This window comes from Akkermansia sp. 54_46 (assembly GCF_001917295.1).
GTDB classification, from domain to species: Bacteria; Verrucomicrobiota; Verrucomicrobiia; order Verrucomicrobiales; family Akkermansiaceae; genus Akkermansia; species Akkermansia muciniphila.
Genome location: NZ_MNUD01000035.1, coordinates 120,836 through 136,945 on the forward strand (window position 1 = coordinate 120,836; position 16,110 = coordinate 136,945).

Sequence of the window (16,110 nt, forward strand, 5' to 3'; positions counted from 1 at the left end):
ATGCCCAGTACGTAAACGGCAGATTATTCCTCCTCTTCCAGGACCTCCTCCCGCATCAGGGGAGTAATCCGAGTCACGGTACAGCGCTCCACACCGCCATTCTCCGTCCGGGTCACCTTGAATTCCAGCCCTCTATAGCCGACAGTATCTCCTTCCTCCGCAGGAGCTTCCAGCAAATTAAGAATCAGGCCCCCTACGGTGTCTATTTCCCCGTCCTCCAAATCCATATCCATGGCCTCCCCCAATTCCTCAATGCGTGCCAGACCGGATACGTCACAGGAGAAGCCCACCGCATCCCTAGGCAACTCCGTCAGTACTTTAATGCGGCCGCGGTCCCAGCCCATTACTTCGGAAAAAACATCCGTCAGGGTCAAAAGTCCGGAAGTCCCCCCGTGCTCATCCAGAATAATGGCAAGGCGCACATTGTCCTTCCTCATGATTTCCACCACATTGTCAAACTTCACCGTTTTGGGAACCTTGGGTATGGCATGAATGTATTCAGGAGTCAGAGCCTTTCTGCGGGACATGATACGGAACAGGTCGCGGGCATGCACCATGCCCACCACATGGTCCAGATCACCGCGGTAGACAGGGTAACGCGTACGGCGGGTGCGACGCACAATTTCTCGTATCTGCTCATGTTCCGCCCCTTCTGGAATGGCATCTATCCTGACGCGCGGAGTCATGACCTGGTGTACATACAGATCATCCAGGTCAAACAAGCCGTCCATGATGCGGCCGGATTCCTGCGGCAACGCCCCATTCTCATGGCTCTCTTCAATAATATACTGGAGTTCTTCCGCAGAATGGTAGTGGGACTTGGATTCATTACGGTCCACACCCAGCAACCCCAGAAAGAAATTACCCAGGGCATTCATACCCACTACCAACGGATACAGGCAGAGCTGGATCACGTACATGGGCATCGCAATGATGAGGCAAAGCTTTGTGGCGTACTGTAGGGAAAGCGCCTTGGGCACCATTTCCCCAAGAACAATATGCAGGTACGTCAGCACCGCCACGGACAGGATGCTGGCTGCGCCATGAGCCACCAGCCAGTAAGCCCAGCCGTACTGCGCCAACCATTCATGGAGCCATCCGGCTACCGCATGCTCTCCGTACATACCCAGCCCCAGACTGGCGAACGTGACGCCAAGCTGCGCCGTAGCAATGTAGCGGTCCTGTAACCGGGGCGTTTTCAATATCTGGGAAACGCGGCGCGCCACCATGTTGCCGGACACACCCATCTGCTCCAATGCCGCACGCGGAGCGCCAAGCAACGCAAATTCTGCAGCCACAAACAGGCCGTTCAGCACAATCAGCAACAGAATAATGAAAACCGTCATCATGCATCCACCCCGCTTTCCATGGCAAATTCATTTTCCTTTCTCTCCGGAGGCAGCAGCAGGATAGAGGAAACACGGTTATGGTCCATCTTTTCCACCACCAGCACGCGTCCGGCGATAATCAGGCGGTCCCCATCCTTCGGGATGCAGGACATATGCTTGATCACGCAGCCGCCCACAGTAGTGGCGCCATTCATCAAAAAGGGTACCAGACATTCCGCCTTATGGGCACGCATCATGCCGGGGATGCGCACGGAACCATCCGGAAGGTTTTCCACCTTTTCCCCGGAGCGGATGAATTCCTCATCTATATCTCCCACCATTTCTCCCAGCAGACGTTCCAGCGTCACCAGCCCCACAAACTTGCCGTATTCATCCAGAACAAAGGCTTCCTTGGCCCTGTCTTCCCGCAAACGGGCCATCAGCATCTCTACCGTCTGCATTTCCATCACGCATGGCACCTGCCTCAGCATGGAACGGAGAGGAGGCAGAATTCCCTTTTCCGCATAAGCGGCTACCATATCTTTAATATGCAGCATGCCAATAACGGATTCACGGTTCCCTTCATACACGGGAATATGGGTATGAGGCCTATCTGCGATCATATTCAAAATATCTTCCTGTGTGGCATCCACATCCAGGCAAACAAGCTGAAAACGGGGAATCATAATTTGTTCCACCGTGCGTTCCGCCAGGGACAAAGCGCTGTGCAGCCGTTCATGCTCATCTTCTTCCAACATCCCGCCCTGGTGGCTTTCATCCAGCAGCATATTAATCTCCTGCTGGGAGTGGATGTGCTGATGGCCGCCGGGTGGGAGCCGGAACAGTTTAAGAAGCAACAAACCGCTTCCATTAAGAAAGTCAATGAACCATGCGAAGAAAGCCAGCGTCCAGCGCATGGGATAATAAGTATACAAGGCCGCCTGCTTGGGAAACTGAAGAGCCAGGGATTTGGGCATCAATTCTCCAAGAATTACCTGAAAAACCGTCAAGCCTATCAGCACAACAAGAGCAGCTGCAGAATTGGCCATTACGGAGTCCATCCCACCAAACCGCTCAAAAAGAGGGAACAGATAGGCGGCCAGTTCAACCTGTCCGTATGCGCCCAGAACCAGGCTGGAAATGGTAATGCCAAACTGGCAGGCCGCGATGTAGCGGTCCAGCTCTTTTGTATTTTCCAAAATCTTAAGCAGATGAACAGCCACCCTGCTGCCGTTCTCCGCCATTTCCCGGATCATGTTGCGGCGTACGCTCACTGCGGCGAATTCTGCTGCAACATAAAAGGCGTTGACCAGAATCAGAAAAAGAATAACGAAAGTGACAAAAAGAATCATGTATGCAGGGGTGTCCGTAAAACGCAACGGGCATCCGCATCATAGGAACCGAAAAAATCCTGTCAAGAACGGGAAACAAAAAAATCTGCCATGCGGAAAGAGCTCCATTCCTCCCGTCCCTTTCCAGCATTCCAAACTTTCTCCTTCCGGTACAGGCAGAAAAAATTCCGTCTGATCTCGCAAGCAGTTGAACCAACTGCAAAACATCTTTCCAGCAATCGAAAAGCCCCGTTCCCGGAATAACCGGAAACGGGGCTGAGAATTTAAAGGCTCAACGAAAAACGTTATTCCGTAATGCCGGCGGCTTCTGCTTCGGCAGCCTTGGCATCGCGCAAAGCGGCACGTATGGACATTTTCACGCGTCCCTTGTCGTCAATACCGATGCACTTGGCGGTCACCACGTCTCCAACGCTCACGACGTCCTCCGTCTTGGCGGTGCGGCCTTCGGCCAGTTCGGAGATATGAATCAGGCCATCCTTGCCGGGCAGCACTTCCATAAACGCTCCAAAGGTGGTCGTGGAAACAATCTTACCGGTGTACAGTTCCCCGATTTCAATGGTCTTGAACATGCGCGTGACCAATTCCAGAGCACGGTCCAGGCCTTCCTGCTTGGCGGCGTAAATATGCACGGTGCCATCTTCCTCGATATTGATATCGGCGCCGGATTCGGCCTGAATAGCCTTAATATTCTTGCCGCCGGGGCCGATCAGTTCGCCAATGCGGTCGGCGGGAATTTTGGTGGTCTCAATACGGGGAGCATTCGGGCTCATCTGGGCCGGAGCTGCAATGGCTTCATTCATGACCTTCAGAACATCCGTGCGGCCGGCTTTCGCCACGTGAATGGCTTCCTCCAATATGGAGAGGGGAATGCCGGGCAGCTTGAGGTCCAGCTGGTAGCCTGTCACGCCTTCCGACGTGCCGCAAAGTTTGAAGTCCATATCACCGTAAAAGTCTTCGGAACCGATGATATCCAGCAGAGTTTTGTAAGAGGTGATTTCATGCTGGTCATTCTGTTCCGTCACCAGGCCCACGGAAATACCCGCCACAGGGCGCTTGAGGGGCACGCCGGCCGCCAGCAGAGACATCGTGCCCGCACAGACGGAAGCCATGGAGGTGGAACCGTTGGATTCCATGATTTCAGAAGAGACGCGAATGGCGTACGGGAATTCCTGTTCGCCAGGCACGACCGGAGCGATGGAACGTTCCGCCAAAGCGCCGTGGCCGATTTCCCGGCGGTTCTGACCGCCGAAACGACCGGTGTCTCCCACAGAGAAAGGCGGGAAATTATAGTGCAGGATGAAACGCTTTTCATTCACGCTGCCCGTGTAATTGTCCATGTACTGACGTTCTTCCATCGGAGCGAGCGTCGCCAGGCAAAGGGACATCGTTTCACCGCGGGCGAACATCGCGGAACCGTGCACCACAGGAGGCAGCACATTGACTTCCGCAGTCAGAGGGCGCAGCTGCTTGAGAGCCCGGCCATCGGCCCGCTTGTCCTTTTCCATGATGGAGATGCGGAAAGCCTTTTTCTGAATATATTCAAAAACCTGTTCCACATCAAAGTCAGTAGCTTCCGGATGGCGTTCCTTGATGGCGGCCTCCACTTCGTCACGCAGGGCTCCCACTTTTTTCTGACGCTCCACCTTGGAAGGGGCGTAAATGGCTTCCTCAATACGATCGCCGGCAATTTCATAACCGATTTCCAGCAATTCCGGCTTGGCAAGGCAAAGTTCATAAGCTCGCTTCTCCTTACCGCAAACGGCACGGAGCTCTTCCTGCTTTTCGCAAATGACCTTCACGTTCTCCTGGGCAACACGCAAAGCGGCGATAAAATCTTCTTCCGGCAGTTCATTAGCGGAACCTTCAATCATGATGACCTGATCCTTCGTGCCGGCAAATACCAGATCCAGCTGACTATGTTCACGCTGGGAGTTGGTCGGATTGATAACGAACTGTCCGTCAATACGGCCCACACGCACAGCCCCTACGGGTTCGGCAAAGGGAAGATCGGAAACGACACAGGCGGCGGAAGCGCCGTTAATGCTCAGGATGTCCGGTTCGTTTTCACCATCGGCGGAGAGCAGAAGCGTAATTACCTGCGTATCGTAGAAGTAGCCCTTGGGGAACATCGGGCGCAGGGGGCGGTCCGTCATGCGGCACGTCAGGATTTCCTTTTCCGTGGGACGCCCTTCGCGTTTGAAATAGCCGCCGGGGAACATACCCGCCGCAGCGGCCTTTTCCTTGTACTCCACGGACAGGGGGAAGAAGGTTTGTCCTTCCTTGACTTTGGTGGCGCTTACCACGGTCACAAGAACGACGGTATCGCCGCTGCGGACAACAACAGCGCCGTCCGCCAAACGGGCCATCTTGCCGGTTTCAATCGTGATAGGATTCGTACCAACGTTGCATTCAACTGAATGTATGCTCATTATATTTTTTGTCTTTCAATCACCCGCAGCCTCATCAGCCCATCCAGGCCGGCTCCGGGCGGGAAGCCTGAATGGCGTCAGGTACGGGCAGTGCCTCAGGAAGATGTTATCCGCAACAGTCCTTTCCCAGAAACAGAGGGGGAATACTGTCCACGCGGCAGGACGCGCATCCCAGATGGATCAAACGCTCCGGCCCAGTCTTACCGGCTTGACAGCCTGTGAAAATCCGAAAATTTCTCAAGGCATGCCCGACAGAAACGTTTCGGGAAACGAATCCCCGAACGTCGAATGAAAGCATAATCCCTGTCAAGGATAATGCAAGCAAATAGTTTGATAACCATAGCAGTCCATTTCCCTCCAGGGCTTTAAATATCCACCCGCATCGGGAGAAAAGGTATTTTTCCCATCTCACCTTCATCCATTCAATATTCTTCGCATTCCTGATTAAAATGCATTTCTCCAAGCAAAATATCCGGAAACGTCCGCCTTCCCTTCTTCACAGAAGCGGAAATGCAGAACTTAAAGGACGGACTGAGTATTTCTGCCTGACACCCATAACAGCCGCCCACTGCTTTTTCAACAATATCATTCTTTGCGCGGCTACATCATACCCGCAATACCGGACTTTCCGTCCCCATCAAACATTCACGCAGGAATAAAGGGGCAATCATGCCAACAAAAACAATCTCCACACTCCAGAATATCTTCTTTCACAAAAAGACAGGCCTTTCAACCTCTCCTGACCAAAACACAAATCCACAGTTACCCGCCATGCCCCCCTTTCCATGACAACGCTACCACGCCAGCCCCTCCCATAAAAACAACGGCCGCTGCGGAAAACCGCAACGGCCGAATCAAACGGGAATATGCTCCGCCTTTTAGCGGCGAAGGCCAAGGCGCTGGATCAGACTCTGGTACTGGGCCAGATCTTCACGCTTGACGTAATCAAGAAGCTTGCGGCGCAGAGCCACCATCTTCAACAACCCGCGGCGGGAAGAAACATCATGTTTATTCGTGCTCAGGTGTTCGGTCAGGTGGGCGATGCGCTGGGTCAGGCGGGCAATCTGGTAGCTGGAGCTACCGGAATCCTTTTCATGCATCTTGAATTCCTGCAAATTGATTTCGTTACTCATAAGTGTTTTCCTTGAATGTATTTAGCTCGTGGCAGCGGCTAATCGACACTGTGAGGGCGCCAACTATGCATCATCCAGCCCCAAAAGCAATTCAAATTTCGTCATCCCGGGGAATTTGCCTTCGGTCCTGGGAAAGCGGCCCCTCTCCATTTTCCCCGGTGTCCCAGACTTCGCGGTCCTTTTCCGTCACGGAGCGAACCACACGGCAGGGATTACCCACGGCCACTACATTGGCGGGGATGTCCTTCGTCACCACGCTGCCCGCGCCTATCACGGAATTTCTCCCAATACGCACACCCGGGGCAATCACCGCATGACCGCCTATCCATACTCCATCCTCAATGGTAATGGGCAGAGCAAATTCCAGCCCCTGCCGTCTCAGCCCCGGGTCTACGGGATGCCCGGCAGTATAAATGCCCACATTGGGACCTATCAGCACGTCATTGCCGATGGTAACGGCAGCGCAGTCCAGCACCACGAGGTTGAAATTGGCATACACGCGGTCCCCCAGCCGTATATTGGAGCCGTAATCACAACGCAGCGGAGGTTCCAGATAACACCCCTCTCCCATTTGGCCGAAAAGCTCCCGGGCCAATTCCCGGCGCAGGCTTTCATTTTCCGGAGCGGACTGGTTATAGCGGAAAACAAGCCGGCGCGCCCTGAGCCGGGCGGCAGCCAATTCAGAATCCTGGGCATGATATAAACGCCCGGACAGCATGTTATTCCAGTCCTTCGAGGCCATTGGATGAAGAGGGGGTCACAGCGTCCGCCTCAGAAAAAGGCAGCTGCCCGTTTTTCTGTTCTCCAACAGACGGCATGGCGGCGGCATCTTTTTTTACGGACGTTTCCGATTTTACAAGTTCCTTCTTTCCAGAGGAAGCTGAATTTGCGCCAGCCACCGGGGCAGCAGGCTTGTGCACCGTCCGGAACATTCCGGACGGCTTTTGTTGAAGCTCGTGAATATTCCAGTTTCCATCCCTGACAACCACACGGGTTCCTACGGGAGCTATTTCAAAGAGATTTTTCGCAATCAAGTGGGGAACACGGATACATCCATGGGAGGATGGATGACCGGGCAAGTACCCTTCATGAATTCCTACAGCCCCGTTCACTCTCATGAAATAGGGCATCTTGGCAGGTTCAAACCTCTCGCCGGGACGGGGGGAATCCCTTCGTATATCCCCATCCCGCAATTCTCCGTCAGCGTTAATAAACGCACCGTAATAGGAATGATGGTCTTCCTCCTTGGAAGCAATGAGGAAGTAGCCGGAGGGCGTCATGCCGGAACTTCTTCCGGAACTGATGGGGGCATACGCAATGCGGTGCGTCCCCCGGTAGATATACATCATCTGCTTTTTCTTATCCACTACGACCAGCAGCTTTCCGGGCAGCGACGGATCATCTTCCCACTTGAGCAGGTGCCCCGGAATAGTTCCCGTTTCTTCAAAATACCCCGTCATTTCTTCTACCGGAATATGGGAAGAGGGGACAGGGGAAAGCTCCCTTCCCGTGGTACCGCAGGACGAAAACAAAAACGGAACACACAGGCAGGAAACCAACGGATGGAAAAGGGATAATTTCATCTCAATAAGTCGCATCACTGCGTTAGACAGCTGGAGGCCGGAAAAAAGAACCGCTTTTTGACAAAACTGTCAACTATCAATCAAAAAAATCTCTTTTCCTTTACTCCTGCCCTCTGTTACCACATCCGGGCGCGCCTGCCGCGCTCCCGGCCGTTCCCGGTTCCGTGGAGCAGGCCATGGGACCAAGCCTCCGCAAAGGTTCGTGCGGCATCCGCCGTATGGGAATGCCCGTCATGCACGGGGCTTTCCGCAATGGCTCCGCCTACGCCGGGAGGCCTGGACCTGTACAACTCCAGATGCTCCACGCCTCCCGGCTCCTCTTCCCCACAGAAGCCTCGCGCCTTTTCCTGGGTGCGGGCATGGAAAAAACTGCGCTCCAGCAATTCCCTCAGCGTATTAATGCCACGCCAGACATCCGTGGTTCTGGGGACGACGCGCACATTCACCAATCCCAGCCTCCCCATATTCTCCACATAAGAAATGCCGTGCGCATCCCTCCGTGCAGCATCATGAGGCAAAAGATGGAATGTTACCGCCACACCATGATTTTTCTCCCAGTCCTTCATTTTTTCAACGTAATGGGCCAGGGGCTGCTGGCTGGCGGCATAATGGTCCAGCCAGTGGAAACTGTCTCCCATGATCTGCACAAGCCAAATGGCCGTATGGTCACTCAGCCCCAGATCCCATGCCGTGAAAGTGGGAGCGTCCGGATCAGCCTCAAACTCCACCCCTACCCGCCCCCGCTCCCGCAGGGCCATGATACGGCTGCCGTAAATACTGCCTTCTTCCCCTGTAGCAAAAGCCTCCTGCGGCGTTCCCGGATACTCCTGCTTCATGGAGGCGCCCATCACCCGGGCCATCCGGGCATACCATCTCTTCTGCCCCGCATCCAGAACCACTCCGGTCTCCCGTTCCAGAGAAAGGAAATACTCATCCAGTTCCCTGCTCCATCTGCCGCGCCCCGGCAAAGTGTACTCATCCTGGTCAAACCAGCTGAAAAAAAAGAATCTGAAATCCAAGGGGGAAAGCTCGCTTTTGCCCATGTTTTCCATGGCCTGGCGCGTCAGTTCATAATTCACTCCGTACCGTCCGCCCTCATGAGTGCTTTCCTTCAGAATAAAACCTCCGGGGGGAACTGTATTGATTGCCCCCGTACGGATTTCCCTGGCTCTCCACGGAGCATGCACGGAAACATACGCCAGCTCGGAAACATGGAGAAACTGCATGGTTCCCCCTCGCAGATTAGTCCCCACCCGCACATCGCTCCCATTGGAGAAAGCCAGGCGGCTGCGCGCCAACGTACGGGGTTGCCATTCCCCCTTTTTTTCCACGCCGGACAGGCTCTTGATTCTCTCTCCCAGCCGGGCCAGGGCCACATCCATCGCAGAGGGGTTGGGCGGCACGTAATCCAGATGGTCCCAGGCAAAATGCAGCTTGGCCAGTTTCTGCTGGGCGTCCGGCAGGCTTTTATCAATGATTCCGCAATGAAAATTGGACCGGAACAGGCTCATATCCAGCATCAACATGGCCACATACGTAGAAATGCCCAACTGGCGCGCCTTCAGGATGTCATTCCTGTACCACAGCCGCTCATGCAGCCGCCGCTGCGCCCTGTTCAGGGAAAAACGCTGGAGCTGACCGGCTTTATTTTCTATCCAGTACAGGTGTTCCAGCCTCCAAAGCTGGCTGGACAGGACGGACTGCCACGACAGGCTCCATGATTCCGTCAAATGATTAGAATTTTCCATACTCCTCTATTAATTCTTTCAACAGGGCTCCTTCCCTGGTCATCCCCTTCTGGGCCTCCGTCCCCTTGTCCAGGGGAAGGCGGTATGCCAGTGGATCGTTCAGCACGTGGGAAACGAACCGGAGTGCCTGCACCATCACGGGATCAAGCAGATCAAGTTTTCCTTTCAAATAACTCTCACGTACGCCCAGTTCTTCATACATCCTGATTACATCCTCCATGAAGCATCCCACAGCCTGTCTTCTGTTCCACCACCATCGTTCCTGAGCATCCGCATCCCCCAGCGTTTCCAAAATCCGACCCAGGAACCGGGTACGGCTCGCCCGTGAATCTTCCGGGGAAGGTTCCTCTCCGGCTCCCGTAAAACACTCCAGCGGAATATAGGAATCCCGTTCGGACACCGCAGGCGCTCCCCGGCTGTCCAGATAAACGCCGTTCCATGCATGTACCACGTAGGGCGCGCGTGCCTGCCGTACGGGACTTTCCGGAATGCCCGGCATCAGGCGCACGGTATGCCCCGGGTCGTCCGGGTCACGGTAAATCACGCAGTTGGCATACATCGCGCGCGCTTCCTCCGGCTCAGGAAGAAAGGGAAGCATGCCGCCTCTCAGTTCCTCCTGCCTGCGGTCCAGAACACCAATCAGGGAAATGGCCTCATCCAACGGGAGTTCCCGGTTCCAGACAGACGTCACCCCCCCGGGAGCCGCTCCGGAATCAATCCGGTAAATCTTCCCTTTCCAACTAACCCCGGATTCCGTAGCTTCCGGTCGGCCTGCAAAATCCCGCCTCACCGCATCCAGCGTCTCCACAGCCCGGACCACATCCGGACGGCTACGCCAGGCGGCAGGGGCGGGAACGCCACGCCTGACGGAAAAATCTTCTTCCACATACAGGGGCGCTTCCAGAATGGGTTCCGGAAGATGTTCTCCCAAAGCCTCCAGGGAAACATCCTTCGCGCGCAGAGGTCCCAATCCGGTCCGGAACGGCTTTTTCACCAAATGCAGGTACAGGCCGGGATGTTCCGGATCCGGACGCCAGGAATTCAGCTGGGGGAACTCCTGAAGCGCCCGGGACAGTTCCCTCATGCGGCTTTCCGCCAGCCGCTCCATCCTGCGTACGGAACCGCCCGCGTATCCGTCCAGCGCGGACAGGGAACGCACCAGTCCCTCTTTCACGTGATCCGGAACGGTAAACAACAGCCGTCCGGACATCAGGCTGTGAGAGTACCGCTCCACCATGGGGAGGCGGACCTCCCCTCCGGCCGGATCCCAGGCACGCTCCGCCCGTATGCGTTCATTCATACCAACCGTCTCTCGGAGCATTCCCATAAACTCGGCAGTGTCCGCATCCTCCCTCAGCGTTTTCTTCAGCAATCCGGCCCGGCGCACCAATTCCTCAAGAGGTTCCGGAACCCTGTCAGGCATTGCGGCCCCGTAACGCGCCCAGGAAGCCACCGTTTCCGGTACGGTGTCATGATCCAGATGGGCAAAAAAATACTCCTTGGACAGCTGGGACAACTCTTCAATCAGTTCCGTTTCCCCTGGGAGCTTCCTGCGGCGCGGCACACGTTCCAAATGTTTCAACATCTCCCAAGCGCCTTCCGGGGAAAGCTGATCCGTGCGCATCAGCCGGTCCCATACGACTTCCGCCTTGTCTTCGATCAAAGCCAGGGGATTGGCCGTATTATGAAGCCTCAGCCGGTGCATTACCAACCCCTTGGCTGAGGAAACGGGCAAATTATCCGCATCCACGCCCAGCCTCTGTACGGAACCCACATACTTTTCGTGAATATTCATGCGCTCCAACAGGGCATCACGACTCATCAGCGTTTCAGCGGCAAGGCGCCCCCGGCCCGTCACCTCCAGACGATCCCCGGACCCCACCGCTCCGCGCACGCCGTAACCAGCTTTCAGCATATCCGCCACCGCCATGGCCGTCAGGCTGTCATACAGGCAGGGGAGCCGCCCCCCCTGCACGTTTTCCAACCCGGTGGTCAGCCTCAGATAATTGGTATCCCATTCCGGCCGCCCGTTATGGGCATGCCATTCCCAGCTACGGATCAAATCCCTCTTAGCCGAGCAGGCGGCAGAAAACATCATGGAAACATTGGCCATCAGGTCCGCTTCCGCCGCCTCCCGAGAAGGATGCCAGTCCGACCACCTTCCATTGGGATACTTTACTCTCCACAGCCTTTCCGCCCCTTCCCCTCCGGGTGAGGACTGGAACAGGCGCGGGGTCAGCAGGAGAAGACTCTCCACCGCTTTCCGCGTCCCCGGATAAATACGCGGCGAAACCTGTTCCGGACCGGCATGCAGCCGCGGAGCATCCAGCACAGAGGCATAACGGGCCACGTTCTCCGGCGCCACCTCCAGAAACCGGGCCAGCAACCGCCCGTAACTCTCCACGGGCGTATAGCCGCGCCCCACATGCACGTCAAATTCCTTCATGTTGGGAAGTACGTGGTACAGGCTGTTCACATCCGCCTGGGTTCCCCATACCATGCGGTTCATCTCCCGCAGCTCAGGGCTTACCCCATGGCGTTCCTCTCCGCCAAGAGAAGCCATCATGCCGCTCATCCTGGCCAGGGCGGAGGGAAGGCCGTCCGGATTAAAAGATTCAGACAACAAATCCGGAGCATTCAGCAACGCACTCCCTTCCTCCAGCCACCGGCGCGCCCTGCCGCAGGCGCCTTCATCCCGGCAAAACGACTTCCATAAACGAAAAGCCACATGCCCGGACGCCTCTTCATGCGGCACGCCGTGTACCCGTTCCATCACTCCTTCATAAACATTGGCTCGTGTCCGCAGATCCATATCCTCCGTAACGGCGTCCCAGTCCCTGCCGGAAAAACCCGCACGGCGTCCCGCCTCTTCCGGATAAGCCAGCAGCAACATCCTGTACGGCCGATAGGAGCGCTTCTTCAGCCTGTCCGCCACAAACGCTCGGCGCAAAGCATCCGCATGAATATCATATTCCTCCGCATTCCTTAAACGCCATGGGATTTCCCGTCCGTTCCTGTTCCGGACCAGACCCAAATCTTCCTCTTCCATACGGCCCAGAGTCTCATACCAGGAAGAAAGAGCCTCCTCTACGGAAGGCCGGCCCTGCGTTCGCTTCATCTCCACACCGGGAGCCGGTTCCGCCGCATAAACAAGCTGCCCGTCCGCTGCGGCGGCTTCACCCACGCGGGGCAGACCGGCACGCAACAGCCACTTGGTTCTGGCCGTAACATAATCCGGATGAGGAAAAAGCTTTTTCAACACCGCTTCCGATTCGGGGAAATCCCGCATCTTCCAAGGCTTTGTACGTACAGGAGAAGGCAAATCCAAAAAATCTCTCACATCCTGTTCCGTCTTCAAAAAAGGCTCTCCGGCTTCATCCAGGGCGCGAGACCACTCCAAAGCCTTCCTAGAAATGTACAAAGACCCCCACAGCGGAGAATTACGCAGGGACTTCTGCAACAATTCCCCGGCACGGTTTACATCCTTATCCTGCAAAATCCTGGAAACCGTTTCATCCGGAATTCCGAATACTTTCAGAGGGGAACCGTCTCCAAGCAGCATTCCGGCATGGCGGAAATGGTTCAGAGCGACCTTTCCCGCGCCTATCAGCAGGAAAGGCATCATCATGACGGCCTCCCTCAACTGGTCATCCGCGGAAGCCTGTCTGGCCTTCCATCCCTCCCAGTCCACACCGGACGCCTTATTCGTAAGAGCTCCCACGCCTTCCTGAACGACCATGGGCGTCAACTCCATCAATTTATTTTCCGCCTCCATCTTCACGGCATCCGCCGCAACGGCTCCCATTCCGGGAAAAAACGCACCAGGATTCCCTGATGCGGGCCTCATGGCCCGGAACGCCCGCATTCCCTGCCCCAACATCTTCTGGCCCAGTTTCGTCATTCCGAAGGAAAGCAAGGTATTCACCCCGCCGGAGACGACAGCTCCCCCCATCTGGGCATCAAACACGCCGTCCGGGTTCATGCTCCGGGCCTCCGCCATATGGCGCCCCGTCTCCCCCGCCATCAACATGCCAAGCCCGGCAGGGCCGCAAAACGCCAAAGCCGTGGACGCTCCCTGCTGGGCCATGTCCACCAGCATCTCCCGGAACCAGGGGGAATCCTTTCCCCCACGCAGCGGGGCAAACTCCATCCTGGCAAAATTCCTCAGTTCTTCAAAACTCCGGGAATAATTGTCCAGCGCCTCCTTTTCCCGTCCCTCCGGCAGGAGCCATGCTGCGCCGTTTACGGCCAGCTGGGCCGCATTCTCCGCAACCTCTGCCGCACCGCGTTTAAGCGCCCCCCCCAGGGCATCCCGAAAGGCGGGGCGGGAACGCAAATAGGGAGCCATCATGCGGAACACCTTCTGACGGTCTCCATCCTCCAGGGAAGCCAGGCAACCCACGGCGCGTATGACGTCCGGAACTCCGGCAACGGCTTTCCGGTTCAGTTGTACGGCGGGAAAACCTTCCTTCACCGGCTCCTCACTGGCTACCAGCCCCTCCAATCCCTTGCGGATGATCCCAGCGGCATCCGCCAGACGGTTCCTGTCATCCAGAGCATCGGATACGGCCCTGCCCTTCAATTGTCGCGCCACAGCCTGCAAATCTTCCGGCCATGCGGAAATGGCTTCCCTTCTCCGTTCGTCAGGAACCGTTCCGCCACCGGACAGAGTACGTTCATACTCTTCCTGGTATAATTCAAATAAAGCCTCCCTCCGGGAAAGGCGCACCTGATTGTGCATGGAAACTGCCACGAACAATTCGTCATCAGACTTGCCGGACGCTCCATACTGCCGCGCCACCTGTTCCCGGATACTCTTCCAGTCCCTCCGGATGCGTTCACGGGGAATCGTCCCAGAATCCGCCACCCAGGACTGCATGACGCACGCGGCAATTCTTTCCCGGTCCGCCGTCCCTTCCGGATACATCGCCTCCGCTTTCAGCCTCACTTCCCGCGGAATGGTCATCACATCCCCCGTCAATACGCTATTCCAATATTCTTCCCTTTCCGACTCCCGTTTCGGGAATTTTTCCATGCCGGAAGGTACGGAAAACACTGCGTTCTCTTTCCGAATATGGCGTTCCCCCACAGTTCCGGGAACCGTTTCCGGAAAACTCCCTTCCAGCGGGAGCGCCCCTGTCTGTTCCCTGGTTCCATTATCTTCCATCATCACTTTCCTTCTTTTCCGTTATTCATATCTGAAAACCCCACCCAGCCGGCATCCTGGAGGCGTTTCTCTTTCTCAAAAACCTTTTCCATCTCCGCAGCCGGCTGCTCCGGGGCCCTCTTCACCGCCTCTGCCAATTCCGTCTGGACACGCTTCCATTCCTCTGCCGCACGGGCATCCTCAGGCGGCCCCCATGCGCCATTCCGGAACATGGCGGACAGGCGACGGGAAGCAGCGCGGCGCAATTCGCGGGGTATGCCCAACATCACCTCGCGTCGCCGGAGAAGCCTTTCCACCTGAACGGCAGGCAAACCTGAAGTGGCCACTTCTATCAGGGCGTCAGCATCTTCCTCCCCTCCGCAATCCTCATCAATCAGCGAGGTCATGCGGCACAACAGCATATCGTCCTCCGGAATGCTGATACCGGAAAATTCCGCCGTCTGCCTCCGGTCACGGGAAGCCGTATAACGCCTTAGCTGCTCGGAACTGATCAAGCCATGCTTTTCAGCATTCGCCAATCCGTCATCCCGCAGCAACCCGCCGCCGGACACGGTGGCCGCCAGAGCATCCGCATAACGCCGCTTCAACTCCCCATACGCTGCCGCAGCCTCTTCCGCCACCTTCTTTTCCTCCGGAGTTTCCGGCATCTTCTCCTGCCGGGAAACGATGCTTACAGCGGCCGCCGGATCACGGCGGACCTCCTCCACCGCCCGGTTCAGCGCTGCGCGGGAATGCGCTTCCTCCGCCATGCGGGAAGCCTCCTCTCCCGTTACAAATATTCCGCTGCCCTCCTTAATCCTGCGTTCGGCCAGAGCGGCCTCTCCCTGCTCCACGGCAGACTCCACCCCCCCGGCCCAATACCGGCGCGCCTCCTCCAACTGCCCCAGACGGGACATCTTCTGCAAATAAATGCTCCCGGCAGTCTCCAGATTCTCTCTCGCCATGGCCACGCGCTCCCTAACCGGGCCGGACATACGGGCAGGCAGATAGGAAGGAAGCCGTTCTGACAGCGCCTTCTTCCATCTCTCCTGAAGGTGTTCCGAATCCCCTCCGGCTTCCAGCTCCCGCATCACGTCCTGTTCAAAACGATACATCCCGTCACGGGCCTGCGCCCATTGGCCGGCATCCCTCACCTCCTGCATTTCCTTCAGCGCGGTTCCCGCCACTCCGGACACATCCATCACGCCCGCCGCCAGATCCCGCACACCGGCGGCCTGTGCTTCAAAAGCATTCAACGGAATCACGCCGGACAAATCCGGAGCCACATGCAACATTCCAAAATCCTGTATTCGTATAGCCATCTTTAACGGCTTCCAAGCTAAAGAGCGGATGGAACGCACGGCATCCATTCCAAACCGTCACCGTCCGGC

The 16,110-nt window shown here is 56.4% G+C and carries 9 protein-coding genes; all 9 read right to left on the reverse strand.

Features of this window, described 5'->3' with window-relative positions; all coding sequences use genetic code 11:
• Positions 1-23: 23 nt before the first annotated feature.
• Positions 24-1,349 carry a hemolysin family protein gene (locus tag BHW66_RS09880; protein WP_102732341.1) on the reverse strand — a complete coding sequence of 442 codons (1,326 nt, stop codon included), beginning with the start codon at positions 1,347-1,349 and terminating at the stop codon, positions 24-26.
• Positions 1,346-2,680: a hemolysin family protein gene (locus tag BHW66_RS09885; protein ID WP_102739050.1), complete on the reverse strand. Its 1,335-nt coding sequence runs from the start codon at positions 2,678-2,680 to the stop codon at positions 1,346-1,348. The genes BHW66_RS09880 and BHW66_RS09885 overlap by 4 nt, the downstream gene beginning before the upstream one ends.
• Positions 2,681-2,964: 284 nt before the next feature.
• On the reverse strand, positions 2,965-5,109 hold the full coding sequence (locus BHW66_RS09890; protein ID WP_012419436.1) for a polyribonucleotide nucleotidyltransferase: 2,145 nt from the start codon (positions 5,107-5,109) through the stop codon (positions 2,965-2,967).
• A gap of 878 nt (positions 5,110-5,987) precedes the next feature.
• Positions 5,988-6,242 (reverse strand): 30S ribosomal protein S15, encoded by a 255-nt coding sequence (rpsO, locus tag BHW66_RS09895; protein ID WP_022198419.1) that lies wholly within the window; start codon positions 6,240-6,242, stop codon positions 5,988-5,990.
• 91 nt (positions 6,243-6,333) lie between these two features.
• The gene (locus tag BHW66_RS09900; protein ID WP_286689021.1) at positions 6,334-6,960 is read right to left on the reverse strand and encodes a sugar O-acetyltransferase; all 627 of its coding nucleotides are present in this window, start codon (positions 6,958-6,960) and stop codon (positions 6,334-6,336) included.
• Between the two features lies 1 nt (position 6,961).
• On the reverse strand, positions 6,962-7,825 hold the full coding sequence (locus BHW66_RS09905; protein ID WP_157738220.1) for a L,D-transpeptidase family protein: 864 nt from the start codon (positions 7,823-7,825) through the stop codon (positions 6,962-6,964).
• A 116-nt stretch (positions 7,826-7,941) separates the two neighbouring features.
• The gene (locus BHW66_RS09910) at positions 7,942-9,573 is read right to left on the reverse strand and encodes a hypothetical protein (protein ID WP_022198420.1); all 1,632 of its coding nucleotides are present in this window, start codon (positions 9,571-9,573) and stop codon (positions 7,942-7,944) included.
• Positions 9,560-14,743, reverse strand: a complete 5,184-nt coding sequence (locus tag BHW66_RS09915) for a hypothetical protein (protein ID WP_102758683.1) — start codon at positions 14,741-14,743, stop codon at positions 9,560-9,562. The genes BHW66_RS09910 and BHW66_RS09915 overlap by 14 nt, the downstream gene beginning before the upstream one ends.
• Positions 14,743-16,041: a hypothetical protein gene (locus BHW66_RS09920; protein WP_146023935.1), complete on the reverse strand. Its 1,299-nt coding sequence runs from the start codon at positions 16,039-16,041 to the stop codon at positions 14,743-14,745. Before BHW66_RS09920 ends, BHW66_RS09915 begins: the two co-directional genes overlap by 1 nt.
• Between the last annotated feature and the right edge of the window lie 69 nt (positions 16,042-16,110).

Excerpts from the sequence above, each read along its gene's own strand:
- BHW66_RS09890 (WP_012419436.1), bottom strand. The coding sequence starts at position 5,109 with ATGAGCATACATTCAGTTGAATGCAACGTTGGTACGAATCCTATCACG.
- BHW66_RS09910 (WP_022198420.1), bottom strand. The coding sequence starts at position 9,573 with ATGGAAAATTCTAATCATTTGACGGAATCATGGAGCCTGTCGTGGCAG.
- BHW66_RS09900 (WP_286689021.1), bottom strand. The coding sequence starts at position 6,960 with ATGCTGTCCGGGCGTTTATATCATGCCCAGGATTCTGAATTGGCTGCC.
- BHW66_RS09915 (WP_102758683.1), bottom strand. The coding sequence starts at position 14,743 with ATGATGGAAGATAATGGAACCAGGGAACAGACAGGGGCGCTCCCGCTG.
- rpsO (WP_022198419.1), bottom strand. The coding sequence starts at position 6,242 with ATGAGTAACGAAATCAATTTGCAGGAATTCAAGATGCATGAAAAGGAT.
- BHW66_RS09920 (WP_146023935.1), bottom strand. The coding sequence starts at position 16,041 with ATGGCTATACGAATACAGGATTTTGGAATGTTGCATGTGGCTCCGGAT.
- BHW66_RS09880 (WP_102732341.1), bottom strand. The coding sequence starts at position 1,349 with ATGATGACGGTTTTCATTATTCTGTTGCTGATTGTGCTGAACGGCCTG.
- BHW66_RS09885 (WP_102739050.1), bottom strand. The coding sequence starts at position 2,680 with ATGATTCTTTTTGTCACTTTCGTTATTCTTTTTCTGATTCTGGTCAAC.
- BHW66_RS09905 (WP_157738220.1), bottom strand. The coding sequence starts at position 7,825 with ATGAAATTATCCCTTTTCCATCCGTTGGTTTCCTGCCTGTGTGTTCCG.